Below are 22,617 nucleotides of genomic sequence, written 5' to 3'. Positions count from 1 at the left end.
GGCCGCGGAGCGGCCAAGAGGCCCGTCCCCACGCAGAGCGTAGGGACGAGAGAAGGGAGCAGAGCGTAGGGACGAGGACGCCGCGCCTCACGGGCGGTTGCTCGGGGGCGCGGGGGGCTCGGGCTTGGGGGCCGGTTGGGGGCCTTCCGGGGGCTTGGGGGCCGGCTGCGGGGCCTCGGCCGGCTTGGGCGCCGCTTTGGGGATGCTCAGGGCCGGGATTTCCGCGCCCTGCTTGAGGTGGCCAAAGGCATAGATGCCGATCCGGGCCGCCCCCACCTGGCTGGCCACGAAGACAAGGTACTCGGGCTCGAAGCGCGGGTCCACGTATCGGGCGAAGTGCTTAAGGCACGAGGTGTCCATGGCCACGCCGGCCGGCAGTTCGAGGAAGCCGGGCGCGCCGTGGTAGTTGCCGAAGCCCATGAGCACCTTGCCCTCCTGGTTGAACATCTGGACGATCTCGAAGACCGACTCGACGACGTAGATGGTGCCGTCGGGGCCGACGGCCACGCCGCGCGGCCGTGCGAAGGTGCCGTAGGCATCGCCGGCCTTCCCGGTGACCAGGAGCGGCTTGCCTTCGCGGTCGAGCTTCTGGAGCCGGAAGTTCATCTGGTCGCTGACGTAGAGGTTGCCCGCGGCGTCGGCGGCGATGGCGTTGGGCATGATGAACTGGCCCGGCTCATTGCCCTTGCTGCCGAAGGTGCGCCGCACCTGGCCCGTCGAGCGGTCGAGGACCAGGATGCGGTCGCCGGTGACGTCGGTGACGAAGAGTTCATTGCCCACCGCCGCGATGCCGCCGGGGCGCCCCTCCTGGAGCTTGAAGCTGGCCACGTGGGCGTCCTGCGGGTCGAAGGCGTGGATGACTCCCCGCATGGATTCCACGATGAACTTGTAGCCCTCGGAGTCCACACACATGTTGGTCGGGGACTTCATCAGGCCGCGTGTGCCGCTCAGCGAGCGGTGCTCGCCCCTGGCGAGGTCGAACACCTCCACATCGCCGCCGCGTTGATCGCACACGTAGATCCGCTCGTTCCATACGGCGATGCCGTAGGGCTTCACGAGGGCCTTGTTCCGGGCGCCCGGGTCGCGTGGCCCGAGCAGGAAGCCGGCGAGGCCCACCCGCTCGGGAACAACGTCCCAGGCCGTGTTGATGGAGGTCAGGAACTGAATCCGAGGTGGATCGGGCGGCAGCGGGTAGAAGACGGGCTTCGCGTCCCGGGGGGCGCCCGGAACCCGCTGGCACGCGGCCAGCACAAGGGCCGATGAGCCCAATGCGGCCAGACGCAGGACGATGTGAGCCGTCTTGGTCACGACGTTGCCCGGCCTCGCTGAATCGCTCCCCCTGAATGCGGCGGGGGGACTGGCGCGTCCAGTCCCCCCGCGCTCAGACACTGCGTGCGACGCCGCGAATCAGAAGGTGTGGCACACGCGGCAGAGCTCGCTGTTGACGATGGTCACGCGGAGGAACTTGCCATCCAGGCCGCCGTGCGCACGGTGGCACGAGGCGCACTCGACCTTGCCGTCCTCGAGATAGCTGGCCACGTTCGTGCCGGCGCTGCTGTTGGGCTCGTAGGGGCCGCTCGTGGGATACTCGACGCCCACCGGGTGGTCGTCCGTCAGGTCGTTGCCGAGGTTGGCACCGCCGGTGATCGGGTCGCTGCCGATGCTCCCGCCGTAGCTGCTCACGGCGGTGACGCCGTCGTGGCAGCTCATGCACAGCTTGCTGCTGTGGCCGAGCGTGACGTTCTCGCCGTGGCGGGTGAACGTCTGGCTGGTCACGGCGTGGTTCCATAGCGGACCCTCGTCGGCCTCGACGCCGTGGTGCGGCGCGTGGCACGGCAGGCAGATCTGGTTGATCCCGAGGCGCGTCCGGAGGTCGTGATCCGTGCCGTCCAGACCGCCCTTCGTGCGGTCGCCGTCCGCCGATCCAGCGAACACGAAGCCCGCCATCGCCATCAGCATCAGCACGCCGAGTGCTGCCTTCAGGAACCTCATACCACTCTCCTTCGACTTCTGTTTCGCGAGCGAAGTTCACAAGCCTTGGACTTGCGGCGCCTCTCTGAGCTTCACCTCCTCTCTCGCGATGGCCAGACGCCTCATGTTCGGCCGGTGTCCTGGGTAGTCTGCGTGCTTCCAATCACGCTTGCTAGTAGTTCCATAGCATTTTCCGTGCCAACGGCCTCCCGGTGGAATCCAGCCAGTAGCTTTCTGCTAACTCTCGTCGTCACAATGACTTGCAAAGGCCACCAACGCACCGGCGCACACCCGAGTACGATCGCGGATTGCGGCCATTCCCAGAATTGCAGAACAAGGCCGAACTCATTGGAGACGGCGGGAACAGCGCGCAGCCAGCGGAGGCGGGTCGGCTCCCAAGAGGCGCCATACTTCCTCAACTCAGAGGGGGGACGGGATTGAGGCTCATCAGGGTCTCGCGCTCCTAACGCGACCGCCACTGGGGAGCCTGAGACCGACCCTGCGGATCCAGCGAGGTCCGCCACATAACCCTCTATGCCGCAATGTCTTACGCCCTGCGGCCATGTCCCTTCCGTACCTGTTCGTCCCGCGGATGACCGAGCATGGCCGGAGCCGCGCGAATCGCCCATTCTCGCCCATCTACCCATGCTGTATCACTCTCCTCCTCACAGGGTTGATACAGCATGGGCGGGCTGTGCCCGCCAGCCGCTCGGCACAGGCCCTCCCGCGTCCGACCTCCCCGTCCTGTAATCTCCCGCGGGCTCGCAACCCGCGGGAGGTTCCGCTCGCCCCTACGCTCCGCGTGGGGGCGGAGGTCCGGACGCTCCCGCGTCCAACCCCAACCTCCCGCGGGTTCTCAGCCCGCGGGAGGTTCCTGAATCCCGCGACCATTCTTTTCCGAGGACGAAGAGGCCGCAGAGCGGCCCAGAGGCCCGTCCCCACGCAGAGCGTAGGGACGAGGAAAAGGGGCTGAGGGTGGGGACGAGGAAGGGGGGCTGAGCGTAGGGACGAGAAGAGCGCAGGCATCAGGATTAGGGGGCATGTCCACGAAGATTCCCATCCTTGACAATGGTTGCTCAGGCTTGTACACTGAACGTATCGGGTATGGCGAAAGGGCAAGCGGCACCACGCCAGCGGCCGTCGCGGGTCTCTACCGGCGGCTGGCCATGCCTCCGGGTGGCCTATGACCTCTGTGCAACTCGCGGTGCTCCAATGCGCTACGGCCTTCTATGCGGTGCACGCGTTCGTCAGGGTGCGCGGCATGATCGGGCGCGGGCGCGCCTGGCGGCGGCTTCAGTGGGGCAGCCTGGCCGCCGCACTCGTCCTGCACACCTGGTTCCTGGCGGCGCGCGGGCTCGCGTCCGGCGGCCTTCCGATTGACACGCGGCTCGATTCGGTGGCCCTCTTCTCGTGGGTGGCCGGCGCGGTGTTCGGCTTGTGCGAACGCCCTGCGCGGCTCCAGGGGATGGGGACCGTGTTCTGGGCGGCCTTCGTGCTGGGCCTCGGGGTGATGTGGGCTGCGGCCGGCTCGGAGCCGATGAGCCGCGGCTCGCTGGCGCGTTTCTGGCTGGCGCTTCATCTGGTGCCCGTCTACCTGGGCTATGGGGGCTTCGCGGTGGCCGCGGCCGCGGGCGCCACGTACCTGGTCCAGGAGCGCCTGCTCCATCACCCGTCGCGCGCCGCGCTGTGGCGCCGGCTGCCGCCGCTGGAGTCGCTGGAGCGGCTGGACCGCACGGCCCTGACGCTCGGCTTCCCTGCTCTCACGGTGGGTCTGGTGGCCGGGGTGCTCTGGGCGCGGCAGGCGACGGCGCCCCTGGGCCACGCCTGGTACGCGGACCCCAAGGTGGTGGGGGGCCTTGTCGTGTGGCTCTTCTATGCGGCGGTGCTGCACGTGCGCCTGCGCGCCCGATGGCGCGGGCGGCGCGCCGCCTGGCTCACGATCCTGGGGTTCCTGCTCACGCTGGTGAGCTTCGCCACAGTGCATGTCTATACGTCATCGGATGTTACGCCAGAGGACCCCGCGCAGGCTGCCGCCGATCGAGGCGCATCATGACCATCCGGGTCACAGGGCTGAACCATCAGACGGCCCCCGTCCAGGTGCGAGAGGCGCTGGCCTTCCCCAAGAGCAGAATCCCGGACGCACTGGCCGCCCTGCGCGACCGCCGCGGGGTGGACGAGGCGGTCCTCCTGTCCACCTGCAATCGCGTGGAGGTGTACGTTTGCGGCCGCGGCGAGCTGGATGAGGGCGTGGTGCCCGCCTTCCTGGCCGAGTTCCACGGGGTATGGCCCGAGACCTTCGCCCCGCACCTGTATCACCGCGTGGGCGCCGAGGCGGTGGGGCATCTCTTCCGCGTCGCCAGCGGGCTGGACAGCCTGGTGGTGGGCGAGGCGCAGATCACGGGGCAGGTCAAGCAGGCCTACGAGGCCGCCGCCGGGCACGGGGCATCGGGCGTGGTGCTCCACAGGCTCTTCCAGCAGGCGCTCGCGGTGGCCAAGCAGGTGCGCACGCGCACCGAGATCGGCGCGGGCCGAGCCTCGATAGGGTCGGTGGCCGTCGAACTGGCCGGGCACATCTTCGAGTCGCTCGCGGGGCGCACCGTGCTCGTGGTGGGCGCGGGCGAGATGGGCGAGGCCGTGGTGCGCAGCCTGCACGCGGCGGGGGCCTCGGCGCTGCTGGTGGCCAACCGCACCTTCTCGCGCGCCGAGGAGCTCGCGCGCGCGTGGGGCGGCACGGCCGTGCACTTCGACAGGCTCGGCGAGTCGCTCTCGCGCGCCGACATCGTGATCACCTCGACCGACGCCCCCCACCACGTGATCCGCCGGGCCGACATCGCCGAGGCCCTGCACGTACGGCGGGGCCGCCCCGTGTTCGTCATTGACATCGGGGTGCCGCGCAACGTCGAGCCCTCCGCCTCCGAGGTCGAGGGCTGCTACCTGTACAACGTGGACCACCTCCAGGCCGTGGTCGCCGAGACCCTCGCCCTCCGCCAGCGCGAAGTCGAGCACTGCACGGCCATCGTCGAGGCCGAGGTCGGGCAGTTCATGTCCTGGCTGGCCAAGCTGGCGCTGGCGCCCACGATCACCGAGCTCTCGCAGCGGTTGCACGACCTGAAGAACCAGGAGCTGGCCCTGCTCTGGAACAAGCTGCCCGATCTGCCCGAGCCGGCGCGCGCGGAGATCGAGCGCATGGCGAACCGGGTGGTGAACAAGATCCTCCACCAGCCGATCGCCGCCCTCCAGGCGTCGCCGCCCGAGGACCACAGCGGCGGCCTTCTGGCGGCAGCTCTGCGGCTGTTCGGGCTGAGCCGGGGTCCGGCGCCGCACGCGCCCGCCCCCAGCCGCACGCTCCGGGAGCTGGGCAAATGACCCTCCCCCCTGCCCCACCCGCCCAATGGCCACGCCGCTGGCTCCCCTGGGGGATCGCGGGAGGCGCCGCCGCGCTCATCGCCCTCCTGTTCTGGCTGGACCTGCTGGCCTTCGGCGAGACCGAGAGGGCCACCCTCGCCGAATTCAAGCGCCGCCAGCAGGTGCTGGCCCAGGAGGCGGCGCACGCGATCGAGTTCTACGTCCGCACGCTCCTCCAGGCCCTGCGGCCTCTCGCGCACGACCCGGGCGTCCAGCGGCTGGAAGAGGAGACGACCCGCCGCGACCTGCGGTTGAAGAGCCAGGAGCTGGCCCCCCTGGGCGTGTGGGACGTGGGGGTGATCGGCCCCGACGGGCGCCTGCGCTACAGCGCGACCGACGCCCCGGTCGAGGGCGCGGACTTCTCGGCGCGCCGCTACTTCCAGAAGGCCCGCGCCGCGGCCTCCGCGGACGCCCGGATCGTGGAGTTCGCGGTCCTCGAGAGCCGCGGCCAGGGAGCCCAGGGCCTGCTCATCGGCGTGCCGATGTTCACGGGCAGCATGGTGGACGGGTCGGCCGACACGCCCGCCCAGTTCGCGGGCCTCGTGGCCTGCGTGGTGGATATCAACTACCTGGGCGGCGAGTTCCTCGCCACGGCGCACTCCTCGGAAAGCGGCTACGCCTTCCTCATTGACGGCACCGGCAGCGTGCTCTGGTGCGTGGACCCGCGCAGCCCGGGCAAGAACATCCTCCACGAGAGCGGCCGGTTCCCCTCGCTGGGCCGCCTGGCCAAGCGCATGCTGGCGGGCGAAACCGGCGTGGCGGAGTTCGACTACTACGCGCTGGACGCGGCGACCCAACGCTACGACACGGCCGTCACCCAGCCCAAGCTCGCCGGCTTCGCTCCCGTGCACGTGGCCGACGAGCCCTGGTCGGTGGCCGTGTGGGCGCCGAGGGCCGACGCCCTGCGGCTGCTGCACGCGGCCCGCCGCGCCCACTGGGTGCAGCTCGCGCTGATCATCCTCGTCGTCCTCGGCGCCTCGGGCGCCGCCACGCTGCTGCTCTCGCGCCTCAACCGCATCCTGGAGCGCCGAGTGCACGAGAAGACGGCCGAGCTCGAGGTCTCGAACGAGCACCTTCGCCACCTCGTCGCGCAGATCGAGAACTCGCGCAACCAGCTCGACGCCGCCGCCCGCCAGGTGGCCGAGCTGATCAACACGGCCGCGCGCGACCAGACGCTCGAGCTGAACTACTCGAACCCCCACCTGGCCACCTGCTGGGAGGCGCGCGCCTGCACGAACACCCGCTGCCCCTGCTACGGCAAGAGGGGCGTGCGCTGCTGGCAGGTCGAGGGCACCCTGTGCGACGAGCGGCGCAACGTCCCCTTCGCCGAGAAAGTCATCCAGTGCCGCGAGTGCGAAGTCTTCCTCCGGAGCTGCCCCAACCGCCTCACCGAACTCGCCGAGGGCTTCAACAACATGATGTTCCTCCTGCGCCGCAAGGCCCAGGAGCTCAGCCAGCTCCGCTACCACGCCGTCCAACGCGAGCGCATGGCCACCATCGGCCAGATGGCGGCCGGCATCGCCCACGAGATTGACAACCCCATGGCCTCGCTCTTCTCGCTCGTGCAGGTGCTCAAGCTCTCGGCCAGGGGCGACGAGGAGCGCCAGCAACTCGCCATGATGCAGCAATGCATTGACCGCATCTCGCGCACCGTGCGGGAGATCGTGGACTTCGGCCGCCCGGCCCGCGACGAGGACTGGAAGTACGGCGACGTGGGGAAGATCGTGGACGACACGGTGCGTCTCCTGCGCTACGACCGGCGCGCCCGCGGCATCCAGGTGACATCGGAGATCGAGCCCAACCTGCCGAAGACCCTGCTCATCGAGCACCAGATCCAGCAGGTCTTCGTCAACGTGATGATCAACGCCCTCGACGCCCTGGGCGGCAGCGGCACGCTCACCGTCCGAAGCTGGCGCGCCGACGGCACCATCGAGGTGGCGATCACCGACACCGGCGTCGGCATGCGGCCCGAGCAGATCCAGCACGTCTTCGAGCCCTTCTACACCACCAAGGCGGGCCACAAGGGCACGGGCCTCGGCCTCGCCGTCAGCTACAACATCGTCCAGCGGCACGGCGGCGCCATCCGCGTGCAGAGCGAGGTGGGCAAAGGCTCCACCTTCGTCATCTCGCTGCCGATCCGCCCGCCCGACGGAGAGAAGCATGCCCCAGGCCAGAATCCTCGTGATTGACGACGAGCAGCCGTTCTGCGACGTGCTCTGCGGCGTGCTGCGCAAGCAGGGCCACCTCGTCGAGGGCAGCGAGACGGCCGAGAACGCCCTCGCCCTGCTCGACCGGCGGCCCTTCGACCTCGCCATCTGCGACCTGCGCCTCCCCGGCATGAGCGGCCTCGACTTCCTGCGCCAGGTGGCCGAGCGCAAGCTCGGCCTCCAGCTCATCATCATCACCGCCTACGGCGACATCGAGAGCGCCGTCGAGGCCGTCAAGCTCGGGGCCGTAGACTACCTCACCAAGCCGTTCCTCTTCGACGATCTGATCCTGCGCATTGACCGCCTCCTGAGCCACCTGGCCCTCGAGAAGAGCCACGCCGCCCTCCAGGACGAGCTCCTCGCCCGCTACGAGCCGCGCAGCTTCGTGGGCAACAGCCCCAAGATCATGCGCGTCCGCGACCTCATCCGCCGCGTCGCGCCCACCACCAGCAACGTGCTCATCAGCGGCGAGAGCGGCACCGGCAAGGAGGTGGTCGCGCGCGCCGTGCACCGCCTCAGCGAGCGCCACGACCGCCGCCTCGTCACCGTCAACTGCGCCGCCCTGCCCGACACCCTGCTCGAGAGCGAGCTCTTCGGCCACTCCAAGGGCGCCTTCACCGGCGCCGTCCGCAGCAAGGAGGGGCTCTTCCTCGCCGCCGACGCCGGCACCCTCTTCCTCGACGAGATCGGCGCCATGCCCCTCCCCCTCCAGAGCAAGATCCTGCGCGCCGTCGAGGCCAAGGAGATCGTGCCCATCGGCACCACCGCCTCCGTCAAGGCCGACGTGCGCATCCTCGCCGCCACCAGCACCGACCTCGCCGCCGCCTCGCGCGAGGGCAAGTTCATAGACGCCCTCTACTACCGCCTCAACGTCTTCGAAATCCACATGCCCCCGCTGCGCGAGCGCAAGGAGGACATCCCCGTCCTCGTCGCCCACTTCGTCGAGCGCTTCAGCCAGGAGCTCAAGAAGCGCGTCCTCGGCGTCACCGACGAGGCCATGGCCATCCTCATGGCCTACCACTGGCCGGGCAACGTCCGCGAGCTCGAGAACGCCATCGAACGCGCCATGATCCTCACCGACGGCGACCACCTCACCCCCGACGGCCTGCCCCACAGCCTCCAAGCCCTCGCCGCCGGCCCCGCCGAGCGCCCGCTCGACCTCCGCAGCGTCCTCCGCCGCGCCGAGCTGGACCACATCGGCGCCGTCCTCGCCCTCACGGGGCAAGACAAGGTCAAGGCGGCCAAGATGTTGGGGATCAGCCTCTCCAGCCTCTACCGCAAGCTCGAACAGCCCGAGCCCGAGCCAGGAGGCGACGGTCAGGCGGCAGACACGGCTGGCGGGACGTAGGCGGGCAGGCCGGCGGCCCGCCTGCGCCGGCGCAGCGGCGGCGGCACACGCCCTCCACGGCTGCGGCTGGGAGTTCCGCGGCCGGCTCACGAGTACGAGTGGAGGCTCGGCAGCAGGTAGCTCACGCCGAAGTAGGTGAAGAGCGTGACGGCGAAGCCGAGGACCGCGAAAAGCGCGTTCAGCATCGGCAGCCGCTCCTGCCGAGGCCCCCGCGAGCCGCCCAGCAGCCGGTAGTGCAGGTAGATGCCGTAGACGAACCAGGTGATGAGCGACCAGGTCTCCTTCGGGTCCCAGCCCCAGTAGCGCCCCCAGGCCTGCCTGGCCCACACCGACCCGCTGATGATGCCCACGGTGAGCAGCAGAAAGCCGAAAGCCATGGTGTGGTACGACAGGGCGTCCACCACCTTGCCCGACTCGCGCCGGCGCCAGAAGGCGAGCCACAGCAGCGCCATGAGAAAAGCGGCGAAGAAGGCGCCATAGGAGATCATGCAGGTGAGGACGTGGAAGATGAGCCAGTTGCTCTGAAGCGCGGGCATGAGGGGCCTGGGCGCGTGATCGAAGAGGCCCGAGACGGCGAGCACAGCGAGCACGCCCACGCACGCGCCGGCCTCGAGGCCCGAGAAATCCGCGAAACAGCGGGCGACGAAGTACACGGCGCACAGGCCCCAGGCCATCCACATCAGGGACTCGGGCATGTTCGAGAACGGCGGGTAGCCGGCCTCGTTCCAGCGGGCGATGATGGTGGCCGTGAGGGCGGCGAAGCCCGCCGCGATGACGAGGTTGGCGAGGCGCCGGAACCAGACGAGCCAGGCGGGGTCGTGGGCGCCGCCGGTCTTGCGGCGGGCCTGGCGGATGATGGCGTGCGCGGCGCTCAGGGGCAGCGCGGCGGCGAAAACGATGAACGAGAGGCGCCAGAACTGCTCATACATGGCCGGCGGCCCTCCGCCTGAGGATGGGCTGAATGTAGAAGACGTAGGCGATGCCGAGCGGCATCAGCAGGAAGCCGATGAACACGATAGGAACGCCCGGGTCGTAGACGACCTCGAGGGTGGAACTCTGCTCGGTCTGCTGGTCGTAGCTGAGCTGGTAGAGGGTGTAGCGCCCGACACGCAAGGGGCTGTTGACGAGGACGACGGCCTTGCGCAGCTCAGCCCCCGAGGGGTCGAGGACGGTGAGGTGGCTCTCGAAGGTGCGCACGGGCTGCTGGTAACGGAGGATGGGGTCGTTCTCGCTGGCGCCGCGGCTGTGCACGTCGGGGAAGCGGGCGAAGAGCCAACGCCTCGATTCGCCGCCCGGGCCGCTGAGCTTCACCTGGATGGCCGGGTTCACCGGCTCCTCCGAGGCGGAGTAGACGCGGGAGCCGTCCATCATGAAATGCGGCAGGTACTGGAGGACTTCCAGCGTCGTGCCGTCGGGGCGAATCGTGACGGGCTTGCCCACGGCCGCGGGGTAGGCCCGGCCGCGTTCCTCCCCGGGGAGAAAGACGATGACTTCGGCCTTGTCGGCGCGGCGGGTGACGCGGAAGTCGTCGAGCCGCACCCGGAGGCCGAGGGGGAGCTTGCCCTGGTCGGTGTCGAACTCCTCAACGGTCTGGCCCTCGGTGATCGTGACCACGCCCTCGATGCCCACGGCGCCGCGCACAATGGCGCCCGCGACGATGAAGAGCACGCTGAGGTGCACGACGCTGGAGCCGATCGTGTGCAGGCGGAAGCGGCGCCGCGACAGGGCGCACACGGTGGTGCTGAGGGCGAAGAGCCCCAGCAGGGCGATGAACCACCAGGTGTGGTAGAGCTGGTGAAGGCCCAGCAGGCCCACGAGGAGCCCGAGCGCGCGGCCATAGTGAGCGATGGCCTTCGTGGGGTCGTAGGGCTCCTGCTTGACAAGGGTGCCCACGATGCAGGCGGCGGCGATGATGGCCATGAGCACGATGGCGAAACGCACCGAGCGCAGAAGCCTGAGCGCGCGCTGGAGGGCGGAGGCGGCTTTCGGTTCGGCTTGCTCGGCCGGGGCGCTCATCTCCCGCCTCCCAGCTTGGCGACCTCGGCGGCGCTGGCGCGCACGGCCTTGAGCACGCTCTGGGAGTACTCGAGGTTGTGGACCCCTTTGCCGTAGCGGACGAGGTTGAGGTTGTGGCGGACGTCGCCGAGCAGGGCCTCGGCCTTCTGCTTCGCATCGGGATCGGTGAGGGCCTTGGCGGCCTCCTCGGCCTTGGCGAGGGCGTCTTCGGCCTTCTTCAATGCGTCGGCGGCCTCCTCTTTCCATGAGGCCAGCGTGCCTTCGATCTGCTTCCCGTGGCACTCGATGCACGACTTCTCGCCGGCCTCGTACGTGGCCAGGGGCGCGTGGCCGGGCAGGCCGCCGAGAATCTGATGGCACGTGATGCACTGCACCTTGGCCAGCGACATCGCGCTGGGCTTGTCCTTCACGCCGCGGGCGCCTGTGCCGCGGTAGAGCTGGGCCGTATAGTCGTGCTTGCCCACGTGGCAGCGGTTGCAGATGGGGTCCATCGGCTCGGGCTCGGGGGCGCGCCCGTGGCGGATCTCGTTATGGCAGTGGAAGCACTCGACCTTGTGGTTGGTGACGTGGTTCTCGTGCATGAACTCGTGGTCGTCGAACTTCGCCAGGTGGCTGGGCTCGCTGTGACAGCCGATGCACACCTGCCGGGGCACGCGGCCGTCGCCCTCCACCGAGTCGAAGTGGCACTTGAAGCAAGGCACCTTCGCATAGTCGGCGTGGTTGTACTCGTCGCCGCTGGCCAGCTTGATGGGCTTCGAGGGCACGTCGTGGCAGCCGGTGCAGCCGGCCACAGGCTCCTCCACGCGGCCCTTCTTGAGGTCCTTGAAGTGGCAGGTGAAACACACCGACTCGGTGACCGTGGTGTGGAGGCCCTGGACGATCTGGGAGTGGCAGGTCTGGCACCGGAGCTTCTTGCCGCGCCGCGTGTCGGAGAGGTGGGGCTTGTGGTCGAAGTGCACGCCTTTGAACCGGACCTTGCCCTCGAGCAGCCGCGTGTCGTGGCAGCCCGAGCGCAGGCACGAGGCGTCCTCGATCTCGGCCCGCGCCTGGGTGGCGTAGGTGCCGGTGATGTACGACACGAGCATCGAGGCGGCGCGGAACTTGGCCGCCAGGGCGTTCTGGAAGCCGGGCGGGAAGTGGCACTCGATGCACTCCACCCCCTTCTGGCCGTGGGTCGAGGTCTTCCACGACTCGTAGTACGGCTCCATGATATGGCAGGTCTTGCAGAACCAGGACTTGGTGCTCTGCCACATGAAGACCCCGCCGCCGCCGAGGACGACGAACGCGGCCATCCAGACGTAGAATCGTCGGCGGAACCGAAGGCGTCGCTCGTTCTCTTCGGATCGGTAGATGCCGAGCACCCACAGTAACGTACGGAGCATTCGAGCCCTTTCCTGCCTGCGGCCCTACTCAGTGTCCTTCGGCTTGGGGTGGGCGATCTTCGGCCACATCTGCTCGAAGTCGAAGCCCACCTTCTTGCCATCCTTCGTCGTATAGCGGTCGGCCTTCCACGTCGGCGACGTATCGTTGTGGCACTGGAGACAGGTCTTCTCGTCGCCGATGACCAGGCCCAGGGCTTCGGCCTTCTTGCGGTCCTTCATCACCGTCTGCTTCTTGTAGAACTCGCCGGCGCCGTGGCAGGTCTCGCATTGTACGCCGTGCTCCACCGTGAAGCCTTCCTCAAGCATGTCCTTGGGCACCCCGAAGCCGCTGGCATGGCACTTGAGGCACTTGTCGCTCTTCTCGGGCGCGTCAATGCCCAGCTTCTTCGCCACCTCCTTGGCCTCGGGGGTGAGCAGCTTCTTGTAGGCTTTGGCGTGTTCGCTCTTCTCCCAGATGCCGAGCTGATTGCCCTGGGCCTGGGACTTGTGGCACATCTTGGCGCAGGCTTCCACGCCGATCCACTTGGGCTTCTCCTCGCCCTGCGCGCCGGCCATCAGGGCGGCCGCTGCGGGCATCCACGCCAGCGCCATCCACCGCACGCTTCGCTTCATCGCTCTCGCTCTCCTTCTGCCGCCGTCGCCTGGTTGCTCCGCTCCGTGCAGGCCACACGACACACGCGGCGGCAGTGGTCGGGCCCTCTGGGGCACAGGAACCTGTTGTTTCAAACTCTCCGGGCGCAGAACCTGCCCCAGCGGTCCAAGTAGCATGGCAAATAGTGTGCCACGTTTCAACTGCCGGCCGGCGTCCAAGGCCAGAACCTGCCGGAGACTGTCCCCGCCGCCTTTCTCCCGCGCCGGCCGCCGAGCGTGAGCGCCCTGCCCCAAACGCCCCGGCGCGCGGCCCCCGCGCCCACGACCCCGCCTCGCCAGGCACACGGCGGTTCTTCGCCGGAGGGCGGCATCTGCCTCCGTCGTGTCCCCCCGGGGTCCGGCAGCCGCTGGAAATGTTCCCGCTCTTTTTCCCAGTTCCTGGAAGACAGTGGCCGCGCGCACGCGCCGCGCGCCACGGCGATCCGCCCCTGATGCCCGAAGAACGCGGGGGTGGCACGGCGGCACCGCGTTGGCACGGATTGTGCAGGAGGGGGCCGGGGTCGGGCGTGATTCGTGTCCCCGCACATAGGAGGGTGACGCACCCGTGGGCCGGAGACTGACAGCCTTTCCCGCCGAGGCCTTGCAGCACCTCGGCCTGTTGATCGCCCTCGTGCTCGTGATCGCCGCGAAGGACTTCGCAGGGGAGCGTCCGGGGCTCACCGCGGGGCTGGTCTTCGCGTTCTCGCTGCCCTACCTGATGGCGGCCGTGGTGACGCGGCGGGCGCACTTCCTCTACGCAACCATGCTGCTCGGCGCGGTGGCCTACTTCCTCACCTGCTATGCGCTGGGCGCGCCGGCGCAGTCGTTTCCGATCCTCTCGGTGCCGCTCGTGGTTGCGCTGTGGGTCGTGGGGCGGCACCTGGGAAGGCGCCTTTCGCCTGAGTTGGCGCCGTTCCCGACCACGGTGTTTCGCGCCATGAACATCACCGTGGCGATCTTTGCGGCGTGGGCGCTCGCGCAGGCGCCGCGCCTCGCGGGGCAGTCTGGGTTCGGGCGCTACGTGGCAGGCATCGCGTTCCTGGGCTACGCGGCGCTGTACCTGGCGCACGCCGTGGCGGGGGCGCCTGCCGGCTATACCTATGTACTGTCCGCTTTCCTCGTGCTGGGCGCGATGCTCTTGAGCGCCGCCGTGTGGTCGGCGTCTTTCTGCTGGCTCGCCGGCGCGGCCTCTGCCCTCCTGCTGCTCTCGGTGGCCACGCGCCTCCATCGCGCGCGCACGCTCGGCTGGTCGCGCCATTTCTTCTTCTGTGCAGCGGGCGCGATCCTCCTGTCGCTGGCCTCCACCGCCTTCGAGTGGCGGTTTCTGCTGCTGGACCTCACCCTGGCGTCGTTCACGCTGTGGTTGGCCTATGGTTGGCTGGCCGAGGCGGTGGGCGACGTGCGGCGCGCCACGCAAGCCGAGCGCGCCGTTGCCAAGTGGCTTTTCCTGGGTTCCATCGCATTCACGCTGCCGCTGATCCCGGTGACCCTGGCCTTGCCCGTGAACCCCTATGCGGCCACGGCGGCGCTGGCCTGCGGTCTGACGCTCGGCTGGGTGGCCCTGCGGCGTGGCGCCGCGTCGGCCACGCGAAACGTCCACGTGCTGCCGGCCGTCTACTTTCTGGCTGCCGGGGTGCTCGGCCTTGCTGCGCATGCGCCTGCCGGGCTGGCGGCGGGGCTGTTCGTGGCGGCGCCGGCCGCCCTCGTCCTCGGGCTGGGCCTGCTGCACGAGCAATTGGCTGACAAGAGCGCGGCCCCGACCCGCCTGGCTCTGGCCGAGGCGGCCGTGTTCCCTGCCTTCGTGGCCTGGTACGTGGCGCTGGCGGTGGCAGGGCCGCTAGCGGCGCTCGCGGCGGCCGCCGTGGCGTTGGCAGCGTGTGTTGCGATGGCGGGCGTGACTCGCAGCCAGAGCTTCCTGTATGCCGCAGGCCCCGCGAGTGCGGGGGCCGTGGTGTCGGCGGTGCTGCTCTCGGGGCGCCTGCCGCTGGCCTGGGTAGCCTGTGGTGCCGCGGCGCTCGCCGCGGGGGCGGCCTTCGCAGTGGCGAGCGCCGACGGCCGCAAGGTCTTCCGCGGCGCGGCCAACCTGGCGTGGCTCGTGCTGTCAGCGGCCGCGGTGGTGCTTGCGGCTGCATCGGGCGCGGCGCATGCCCTCTATGCCACCACCGCCGTCGGCTGCCTCGCCATTCTGATAGCCGGCTGGCGCGGCCGGCAGACGAACTGCGACCTCTTCGACAGGCTGGTGACCGGCGTGGGCATCCTGGCGGCCACGGCTGCCGTTGTGCTGGGCCCGCTGAGCGGCCTGCGCCCTGCGGGAGCCGGCGCCTGCGTGCTGGCGCTCTCGGCAGCGTGCCTGGCCTCATGGGCGATGTGCCGCGGCGTGCGGCTCGCGCGGGTGGCGGGGGCGCTCTTCGCGCTCGGGACGCTTCTGGTGATCTTCGGCCAAATGCCCCTGCTCGAGGCGCGGCTGGCCGCCGGCGCGGGCGTGGTGGCCGCGCTCTTCGTGGCGGCGGCGCTGGCAAGGGGGCGCTTCCCCAGCGAGTCGCGCGGCTGGGCGTTCTCGGGGCACCTCGCCGGCATTGCCCTGGCCTGCGCGGCGCTCATCCAGGGCTGGCCGGGCGTGGACGCGCGGGTGGCAGGCGCAGCGGGCCTCTTCGTGTTGCTGTACGGGCTCATGCCCCGGCTGCACGCATCGCACGGGTTCCGCGTGGGCACCGTGTGCTGGCTCACCGTGGCGGCGCTGTTCGCCCTCGCCGCGGCGCAAGGCACACCCTACCGCGCCCAGGCCCCGCTGCTCGGCGCCCTGGCGCTCGCGTGGCTCGCCATCGGCTTCGCGGTGCAACGCGGGCGCGGCCAGGCCTGGTCGCCGCCGCTCTACGTGTGCGCCGCGCTGCTCGCCGCCTTCTGCGGCCTCGTGAGCCTCTTCTCCCCGGCCGCTCAGGGCACGTGGGTGGTGTTCCTCGTCAACGGCATCGTGTTCGCCGCTCTCTTCCTGATCCTGCGCAAGGACCTCTTTGCGTTCCTGCTCACCCTGGCGTTGGCGCTCATGGCCTACGACTGGGTGAAGGCAAGCACGAGCCGCTTCACGCAGGACGTGTTGTTCTACCTCGTGATCGGCACGGGCGTGCTGGGCACGTTCTACCTGCTGCCCTATCTCAAGCGGCTGGTGGACCGCCTGGGCACGCTGCCGATGTTCTCGATCTTCACCTGGCGAGGCGCCGCTATCACGGCGGTGCCCGTGTGCTTCGGCGGCTTCGTGGTGCTGTCGGCCTACTCGATCAAGATCACCGAGCACCCGAAGTTCTGCATCTCGTGCCACTACATGGGCGACTACTACGAGAGCTGGCAGCACTCGTCGCACCGCGAAGTGGCGTGCGTGGAGTGCCATTACGAGCCGGGCGTCGAGGCCGAGCTCGAGGGCAAGATGGCCGGCCTCGTGCAACTCGTCAAGTACATGTCGCACGCCTACGACAGCAAGCCGCACGCGCTCATCAGCAATAAGTCGTGCATGCGCTCGGGCTGCCACGCGGGCATGGACCACAACAAGGAGACCGTGCTCTTCCACGGCAAGGTGAAGTTCAGCCACGAGAAGCACCTCAGCGGCCACCCGCGCGGCAAGGAGCTGAACTGCGTGAGCTGCCACGGCCAGATGGTCGAGGGCCAGCACATCAGCGTGGCGGAGACCACCTGCCTCACCTGCCACTTCTACGGCCGCGGCAGCAAGCCCGTGGCCGCGGGCGAGTGCCAGACGTGCCACACGCTGCCCGACAAGACGGTCACGTTCGAAGGCCAACCCTTCAACCACGCCAAGTTCCTCAAGGGCAAGAACGACGTGCGCTGCGAGCACTGCCACAGCCAGATCACCCAGGGCGCCGGCGCTGTGTCGGCCACCCGCTGCCAGAGCTGCCACCTGCGCCGCACCCCCGAGGTCAAGGACCAGGAGCAGTTCCACCTCACCCACGTCTCCAAGGGCCACTTCGACTGCCTCCAGTGCCACGACGAGATTCGCCACGGCGAGGGCATGAAGCCGCACCAGATGATGGCCTCGTCGCAGTGCGGCACCTGCCACGGCGGCGAGCGCCACTCGATCCAGGAGCGCATGTACGCCGGCCAGGCCGTGGCCGACCTGCCGGCCGAGCCCGACGTGATGTACAAGGCCGGCGTGGCCTGCGACGGCTGCCACATCGAGGACAAGACGGTGGCCGTGGGCGACGCGAGCTACGTCACCCGCGCCGCCGGCCCGCGCCCGTGCGCCGGCTGCCACGGCGACAAGGGCTACGGCGACATGCTCGCCGACTGGCAGAAAGAGACGCGCGACCGCCTCGCCGCCCTCGCCCCGCGCGTGGCCGCGCTCGAGAAGGCCTGCGAGACGAGCCAGCCCGGCAACGAGAACCGCGACCAGGCCCGCCAGCTCGTCGCCGCCGCCAAGGGGCGCCTCTCCTGCATCGAGCGCGACGGCAGCCACGGCGCCCACAACTACTCGTACACCTCCACCCTGCTCGACCGCGCCGCGGCCGACCTCAAGAAGGCCGCCGCCCTGCTCAACGCGCAGGCCAAGGCTCCGGAGACCGCCCCATGAAATGGCAACTCGCCGACAAGGCGCTCCACTCCGACTTCCTCCGCGTCGTCGAGGAGCGCAGCGGCCAGAACCTCAGCGACTGCTACCAGTGCGGCAAGTGCACGGGCGGCTGCCCCGTGGCCGCCGACCTGGCGCTCTCGCCCAATCGCGTGCTGCGCCTGGTGCAGCTCGGCCTCGAGGCCGAGGCCCTCGGCAACGAGACCGTGTGGTGCTGCGCCGCCTGCGGCACCTGCAACAGCCGCTGCCCGATGGGGGTGGACATCGTGCGGGTGATTGACGTCCTGCGCGGCCTCGCCCAGGAGCGCCGCGTGCCCCCCTCCAACGGCGCGGAGCGCGTGTGGACCTTCTACCGCGCGTTCCTGGACTGCGTGCGCGAGTTCGGCCGCCTGAGCGAGGTGGCCTTGATGGCCAGCTACAACATGAACTCGGGCCGCCTCTTCACCAACCTCACCAAGGCGCCCTGGTACTTCCTGAAGGGCAAGATCACGCTCTCGCCCCACAAGGTTCACCGCATCGAGCGCCTCGAGCGCGTCTTCCAGCGCTGCGAGGAGGAGGTCGCGCCCCGATGAAATACGGCTACTTCCCCGGTTGCTCGCTCCTCTCCGGCGCCGCCGAATACGACCGCTCGGCCCGCGGCGTGCTCGCCGCCCTCGGCGTCGCCGTCGAGGAGATCGAAGACTGGGTCTGCTGCGGCGCCACGCCCGCCCACGCCACCAACCACCTGCTCTCGGTGGCCCTGCCCGCCATCTCGTGCGCCGCCGCCGAGAAGCAGGGCCTCGACATCCTCACCTGCTGCTCGGCCTGCTACAGCCGCCTCAAGCAGGCCAACGCCGAGCTCCAGGCGGACCCCGCCCTCCTCGCCAAGGTCAACGGCATCATCGAGGAGGACTACAAGGGCGGCATCCGCGTGCTCCACATCGCCGAGATCCTGGCGCGGGAGGTCGGGCTCGACGCCCTGCGCGCCCGCGTCACGCGCCCGCTCAAGGGCCTCAAGGTCGCCTCCTACTACGGCTGCCTGCTCGCCCGCCTGCCCGAGGAGCTGCGGATTGACAAGATCGAGTACCCCACGCTCCTCGACGACCTGATGGCCGCCACGGGCGCCGAGCCGGTGGACTGGCCGTGCAAGACCGAATGCTGCGGCGCGGCCCTGACGCTGGCCATGCAGGACACCGTGGTGCGCCTGAGCGGCGGCATCCTCCAGGCCGCCAGGGACGCCGGCGCCGACGCCCTCGTGGTCGCCTGCCCCCTGTGCCAGGCCAACCTCGACCTCTTCCAGTCGAACGCCGAGGCGCAGTTCGGCGAGGCGTTCGGCCTGCCCGTGCTCTACTTCACCCAGATGCTCGGCCTAGCCCTCGGCCTCGAAGCCGGGGACCTGTGCCTCGACAAAGTAATCGTGGACCCGATGCCGCTGCTCGCCGAGAAGGGGCTCGTCGAGACAGCGGTCTATCTGTGATGCAAAGGGGTCTGGCCCGTGGCTCGAGTGGGCGTCTTCATCTGCTGGTGCGGCGCGAACATCGCGGAGACGGTGGACTCCGGCGCGGTGGCCCGCTATGCGCGGACCATTCCCGGCGTGGTGATCGCGAAGGACTACAAGTACATGTGCTCGGACCCCGGCCAGCGACTGGTCACCGACGCCGTGCAGCAGCATCGGCTCACCGGCGTGGTGGTGGCCTCATGCTCGCCGCGCATGCACGAGAACACCTTCCGGCGCACCGTGGCCAGCGTGGGCCTCAACCCCTACATGTTCGAGATGGCCAACATCCGCGAGCACTGCTCGTGGGTGCACACCAACCGCCGCGAGGCCACCGAGAAGGCCAAGGACCTCGTGCGCCTCATGGTCGAAAAGGTCAAGCGCAACGCGCCCCTGGCCGAGATCGAGGTGCCCGTCACCCAGCGCGTCCTCGTCATCGGCGCCGGCATCGCCGGCATCCAGGCCGCGCTCGACGTAGCCAACGCCGGCTACGAGGTCGTCCTCGTCGAGCGCAAGCCCTCGATCGGCGGCCACATGTCCATGCTCGACGAGACCTTCCCCACCCTCGACTGCTCGCAGTGCATCCTCACCCCCCGCATGGTCGAGATCATGCAGAGCCAGAAGATCAAGCTCCTCACCTACTCGGAGATCGAGCAGGTGGACGGCTACGTGGGGAACTTCGAGATCAAGATCCGCAAGAAGGCCCGCAGCGTGGACATGAAGAAGTGCACCGGCTGCGGCGACTGCTGGAACCACTGCATGGCCCGCAACAAGATCGCCGTCCCCGCGCCGCGCTCGGTGGCCGCCCACACGCCGCCCGAGGTGGCCGCCAAGGTGGATGCGATCCTCGAGCGCTGCACCGACCGCGCCGGCATGGTCATCGGGCTGCTCCAGGACATTCAGGACGAGTTCAACTACCTCCGGCAAGACGCCCTCACCTACCTGGCCGAGAAGTCGGGCCTCCCGCTCAGCCGCCTCTACGCCGTGGCGCGCTTCTACCACGCCTTCAGCCTCAAGCCGCGCGGCAAGTACGTCCTCCGCGTGTGCCTGGGCACCGCCTGCCACCTGCGCGGCGGCGGCAGCGTGGCCGACGCCATCAGCCGCGAGCTGGGCATCGGCCACGGCGAGACGACCAAGGACATGCTGTTCACCCTCGAGCGCGTCAACTGCCTGGGCGCCTGCGCCCTGGCCCCCGTGGTCACCGTGAACAACAAGTACCACGGCAAGATGACCGTGGGCAAGATGATGCAGATCATCGAGCAGTGCGCCGAGGCGAAGGAGAAGGAGCCCGTGACCGCCTAGCGCGTGCCCCGCACGCGGAAGGGACCGAGAATGGCCGTAGCCACACGCCTCACCTCGCCACAGGACCTGGCCGAGTTCCGCGATTACCTGCGCTCGGAGCGCGACGAGAAGGCCACCTGCCTGGCCATCTGCGCCGGCACCGGCTGCCGCGCCAACGGCAGCATGGAGCTCTTCGAGGAACTGCGCCGCCAGCTCGACGCCGAGGGCCTCACGGGCGTGGACGTGCGCGCCACCGGCTGCCACGGCTTCTGCGAGAAAGGCCCCCTCGTCGTCATTCACCCGCAGGAGGTCTTCTACCAGGGCGTCCAGATCAGCGACATCCCAGCCATCATCGAGCAGACGCTGCGCAAAGGCGAGGTGGTGGACTCCCTGCTCTACCGCGACCCTGTGACAAAGAAGAAGTGCCGCCTCGAGGGGGAGGTGCCCTTCTACGCCAAGCAGCAGCGCATCGTCTTCCGCCACAACGGCACCATTGACCCCACGAGCATCGAGGACTACATCGCCGCCGGCGGCTACGCGGCCCTGCCCAAGGCGCTGCTCGAGATGACGCCCGAGGGCGTGATTGACCAGATCACGAAGTCGGGCCTCCGCGGCCGCGGCGGCGGCGGCTTCCCCACGGGCAAGAAGTGGGCCATCTGCCGCGCCCAGCCCGGCGACGAGAAGTACATCATCTGCAACGGCGACGAGGGCGACCCCGGGGCGTTCATGGACCGCAGCATCATGGAGGGCGACCCGCACGCGGTGCTGGAGGGCATGGTCATCGGCGCCTATGCCATCGGCGCGCACCAGGGCTACCTCTACGTCCGCGCCGAATACCCCCTCGCCGTCAGCAACCTCCAGGTCGCCATCGAGCAGGCCCACGAGATGGGCCTCCTGGGCGACGACATCCTCGGCTCGGGATTCTCGTTCGGCGTCGAGATCGTGCGCGGCGCCGGCGCCTTCGTGTGCGGCGAGGAAACCGCGCTCATCGCCTCCATCATGGGCGACATCGGCAGCCCCCGTCAGCGTCCGCCTTACCCGGCCCAGGCGGGCCTGTGGGGGCTGCCGACGAACATCAATAACGTCGAGACCTGGGCCAACGTGCCCGTGATCATCGAGCGCGGCGCCGACTGGTTCGCCTCCATCGGCACCGAGCGCTCGAAGGGCACCAAGGTCTTCTCCCTCGTCGGCAAGGTGCAGAACACCGGCCTCGTCGAAGTGCCCATGGGCACCACCCTGCGCGAGATCGTCTTCGACATCGGCGGCGGCATCCAGAAGAAGCGCAAGCTCAAGGCCGTACAGACCGGCGGCCCCTCGGGCGGCTGCATCCCCGAGGCCCTGATCGATCTGCCCGTGGACTACGAGAAGCTCACCGAGGCCGGTGCCATGATGGGCTCAGGCGGCCTGATCGTGATGGACGAACGGACCTGCATGGTGGACGTGGCCCGCTACTTCCTGGCCTTCCTCGCCGACGAGTCGTGCGGCAAGTGCACCCCCTGCCGCGAGGGCGTGGACCAGATGCATCGCATCCTCACCCGCATCACCGAGGGCAAGGGCCGCGAGGGCGACATCGAGCAGCTCGAAGAGCTGGCCGGGTACGTCAAGAGTTCGTCGCTGTGCATGCTCGGCGGCACGGCGCCCAACCCCGTGCTCTCGACCCTGCGCTACTTCCGCGACGAGTACGAGGCCCACATCCGCGACCGCAAGTGCCCCGCCGGCGTGTGCAAGGCGCTCGTGCGCTTCCGCATCGAGGCCGAGGTCTGCAAGGCCTGCGGCCTGTGCAAGCGCGACTGCCCCAGCAACGCCATCGCCGGCGAGAAGAAGCAGCCCCACGTGATTGACGCGGCCAAGTGCGTCCAGTGCGGCGTGTGTTACGAGGCGTGCCCGTTCGGCGCCGTGGTGACAAGCTGAAGGACCCCCCGATGATCGCTCTGACGATGGATGGCCGGCAAGCCGAAGTTCAGGACGGGCAGACGCTGCTCGACGCCGCGAAGACCCTCGGCATCGAGATCCCCACCCTGTGCCACCACAAGGCCGTGCCGCCCGCGGGCGCGTGCCGCGTGTGCGTGGTCGAGATCACCGGCGGCGGCCGCCCCGGCCTCATGCCCGCGTGCGCCTATCCCGCCCAGAACGGACTGGTGATCGACACCAATTCGAAGGCCGTGCGGGCCTCGCGCCGGCTGACCCTCAGCCTGCTCCTCTCGCGCAGCCCCGAGAGCGAGGTGCTCGTGAAACTGGCGCAGGAGTACGACGCCCAGCCCCTCTTCTCTTCACCCACCCCCCAACCCCCAGCACCGAACACCGAACACTCCGATGGCTCGACGGGGACC

16 protein-coding genes and 1 pseudogene are annotated in these 22,617 nt (G+C 69.4%); 11 read left to right on the top strand and 6 right to left on the bottom strand.

The genetic code is table 11. The annotated features are described in order from the left end of the window. Window positions 1-87 precede the first annotated feature (87 nt). Complete coding sequence (locus PLE19_14390) at window positions 88-1,308, bottom strand: hypothetical protein (protein ID HPD16139.1); 1,221 nt, start codon at window positions 1,306-1,308, stop codon at window positions 88-90. 99 nt (window positions 1,309-1,407) lie between these two features. Then, window positions 1,408-1,992 carry a cytochrome c3 family protein gene (locus PLE19_14385; GenBank protein ID HPD16138.1) on the bottom strand — a complete coding sequence of 195 codons (585 nt, stop codon included), beginning with the start codon at window positions 1,990-1,992 and terminating at the stop codon, window positions 1,408-1,410. A 1,162-nt stretch (window positions 1,993-3,154) separates the two neighbouring features. Between PLE19_14385 and ccsA (PLE19_14380) the strand changes: the two genes are divergently transcribed. Genes ccsA (PLE19_14380) through PLE19_14365 form a run of 4 tightly spaced genes read left to right on the top strand, consistent with a single transcriptional unit; the run spans window position 3,155 to window position 8,931 of the window. Beyond that, a complete protein-coding gene (gene ccsA, locus PLE19_14380; GenBank protein ID HPD16137.1) occupies window positions 3,155-4,024 on the top strand; it encodes a cytochrome c biogenesis protein CcsA in 870 nt (289 codons plus the stop codon). Then, window positions 4,021-5,337, top strand: a complete 1,317-nt coding sequence (gene hemA / locus PLE19_14375) for a glutamyl-tRNA reductase (GenBank protein HPD16136.1) — start codon at window positions 4,021-4,023, stop codon at window positions 5,335-5,337. The genes ccsA (PLE19_14380) and hemA overlap by 4 nt, the downstream gene beginning before the upstream one ends. Next, on the top strand, window positions 5,334-7,565 hold the full coding sequence (locus PLE19_14370; GenBank protein ID HPD16135.1) for an ATP-binding protein: 2,232 nt from the start codon (window positions 5,334-5,336) through the stop codon (window positions 7,563-7,565). Before hemA ends, PLE19_14370 begins: the two co-directional genes overlap by 4 nt. Further along, a complete protein-coding gene (locus tag PLE19_14365) occupies window positions 7,537-8,931 on the top strand; it encodes a sigma-54 dependent transcriptional regulator (protein ID HPD16134.1) in 1,395 nt (464 codons plus the stop codon). The genes PLE19_14370 and PLE19_14365 overlap by 29 nt, the downstream gene beginning before the upstream one ends. An 86-nt stretch (window positions 8,932-9,017) precedes the next feature. On the opposite strand, the gene ccsA (PLE19_14360) is transcribed toward PLE19_14365, so the two are convergent. Genes ccsA (PLE19_14360) through PLE19_14345 form a run of 4 tightly spaced genes read right to left on the bottom strand, consistent with a single transcriptional unit; the run spans window position 9,018 to window position 12,941 of the window. Next, window positions 9,018-9,860 (bottom strand): cytochrome c biogenesis protein CcsA, encoded by an 843-nt coding sequence (gene ccsA, locus PLE19_14360; GenBank protein ID HPD16133.1) that lies wholly within the window; start codon window positions 9,858-9,860, stop codon window positions 9,018-9,020. Then, window positions 9,853-10,947, bottom strand: a complete 1,095-nt coding sequence (locus tag PLE19_14355; GenBank protein HPD16132.1) for a cytochrome c biogenesis protein ResB — start codon at window positions 10,945-10,947, stop codon at window positions 9,853-9,855. The genes ccsA (PLE19_14360) and PLE19_14355 overlap by 8 nt, the downstream gene beginning before the upstream one ends. After that, complete coding sequence (locus PLE19_14350; protein ID HPD16131.1) at window positions 10,944-12,329, bottom strand: NapC/NirT family cytochrome c; 1,386 nt, start codon at window positions 12,327-12,329, stop codon at window positions 10,944-10,946. The genes PLE19_14355 and PLE19_14350 overlap by 4 nt, the downstream gene beginning before the upstream one ends. A 24-nt stretch (window positions 12,330-12,353) precedes the next feature. Beyond that, window positions 12,354-12,941: a cytochrome c family protein gene (locus tag PLE19_14345; GenBank protein ID HPD16130.1), complete on the bottom strand. Its 588-nt coding sequence runs from the start codon at window positions 12,939-12,941 to the stop codon at window positions 12,354-12,356. Window positions 12,942-13,524: 583 nt separating this feature from the next. Here PLE19_14345 and PLE19_14340 point away from each other — a divergent pair. The 7 genes and pseudogenes from PLE19_14340 to PLE19_14310 all read left to right on the top strand — a co-directional run. Next, window positions 13,525-17,535 carry a cytochrome c3 family protein gene (locus tag PLE19_14340; GenBank protein HPD16129.1) on the top strand — a complete coding sequence of 1,337 codons (4,011 nt, stop codon included), beginning with the start codon at window positions 13,525-13,527 and terminating at the stop codon, window positions 17,533-17,535. Continuing rightward, window positions 17,532-18,104 (top strand): 4Fe-4S dicluster domain-containing protein, encoded by a 573-nt coding sequence (locus PLE19_14335; protein HPD16128.1) that lies wholly within the window; start codon window positions 17,532-17,534, stop codon window positions 18,102-18,104. Before PLE19_14340 ends, PLE19_14335 begins: the two co-directional genes overlap by 4 nt. Continuing rightward, window positions 18,101-18,988, top strand: a complete 888-nt coding sequence (locus PLE19_14330; protein ID HPD16127.1) for a CoB--CoM heterodisulfide reductase iron-sulfur subunit B family protein — start codon at window positions 18,101-18,103, stop codon at window positions 18,986-18,988. The genes PLE19_14335 and PLE19_14330 overlap by 4 nt, the downstream gene beginning before the upstream one ends. Before the next feature lie 18 nt (window positions 18,989-19,006). Next, window positions 19,007-19,753 (top strand): annotated as a pseudogene (locus PLE19_14325) (FAD-dependent oxidoreductase). A 12-nt stretch (window positions 19,754-19,765) separates the two neighbouring features. After that, window positions 19,766-20,308 (top strand): NAD(P)H-dependent oxidoreductase subunit E, encoded by a 543-nt coding sequence (locus PLE19_14320; GenBank protein HPD16126.1) that lies wholly within the window; start codon window positions 19,766-19,768, stop codon window positions 20,306-20,308. A gap of 30 nt (window positions 20,309-20,338) precedes the next feature. Continuing rightward, window positions 20,339-22,198: an NADH-quinone oxidoreductase subunit NuoF gene (gene nuoF / locus PLE19_14315; protein HPD16125.1), complete on the top strand. Its 1,860-nt coding sequence runs from the start codon at window positions 20,339-20,341 to the stop codon at window positions 22,196-22,198. A gap of 11 nt (window positions 22,199-22,209) precedes the next feature. Further along, window positions 22,210-22,617, top strand: a 408-nt coding sequence (locus PLE19_14310; GenBank protein ID HPD16124.1) for a 2Fe-2S iron-sulfur cluster-binding protein, incomplete at its 3' end; no start/stop codon positions are given.

The sequence above is a fragment of the Planctomycetota bacterium genome (assembly GCA_035384565.1).
GTDB lineage: Bacteria > Planctomycetota > PUPC01 > DSUN01 > DSUN01 > DAOOIT01.
This window is presented reverse-complemented; position numbering and strand designations above follow the sequence as displayed.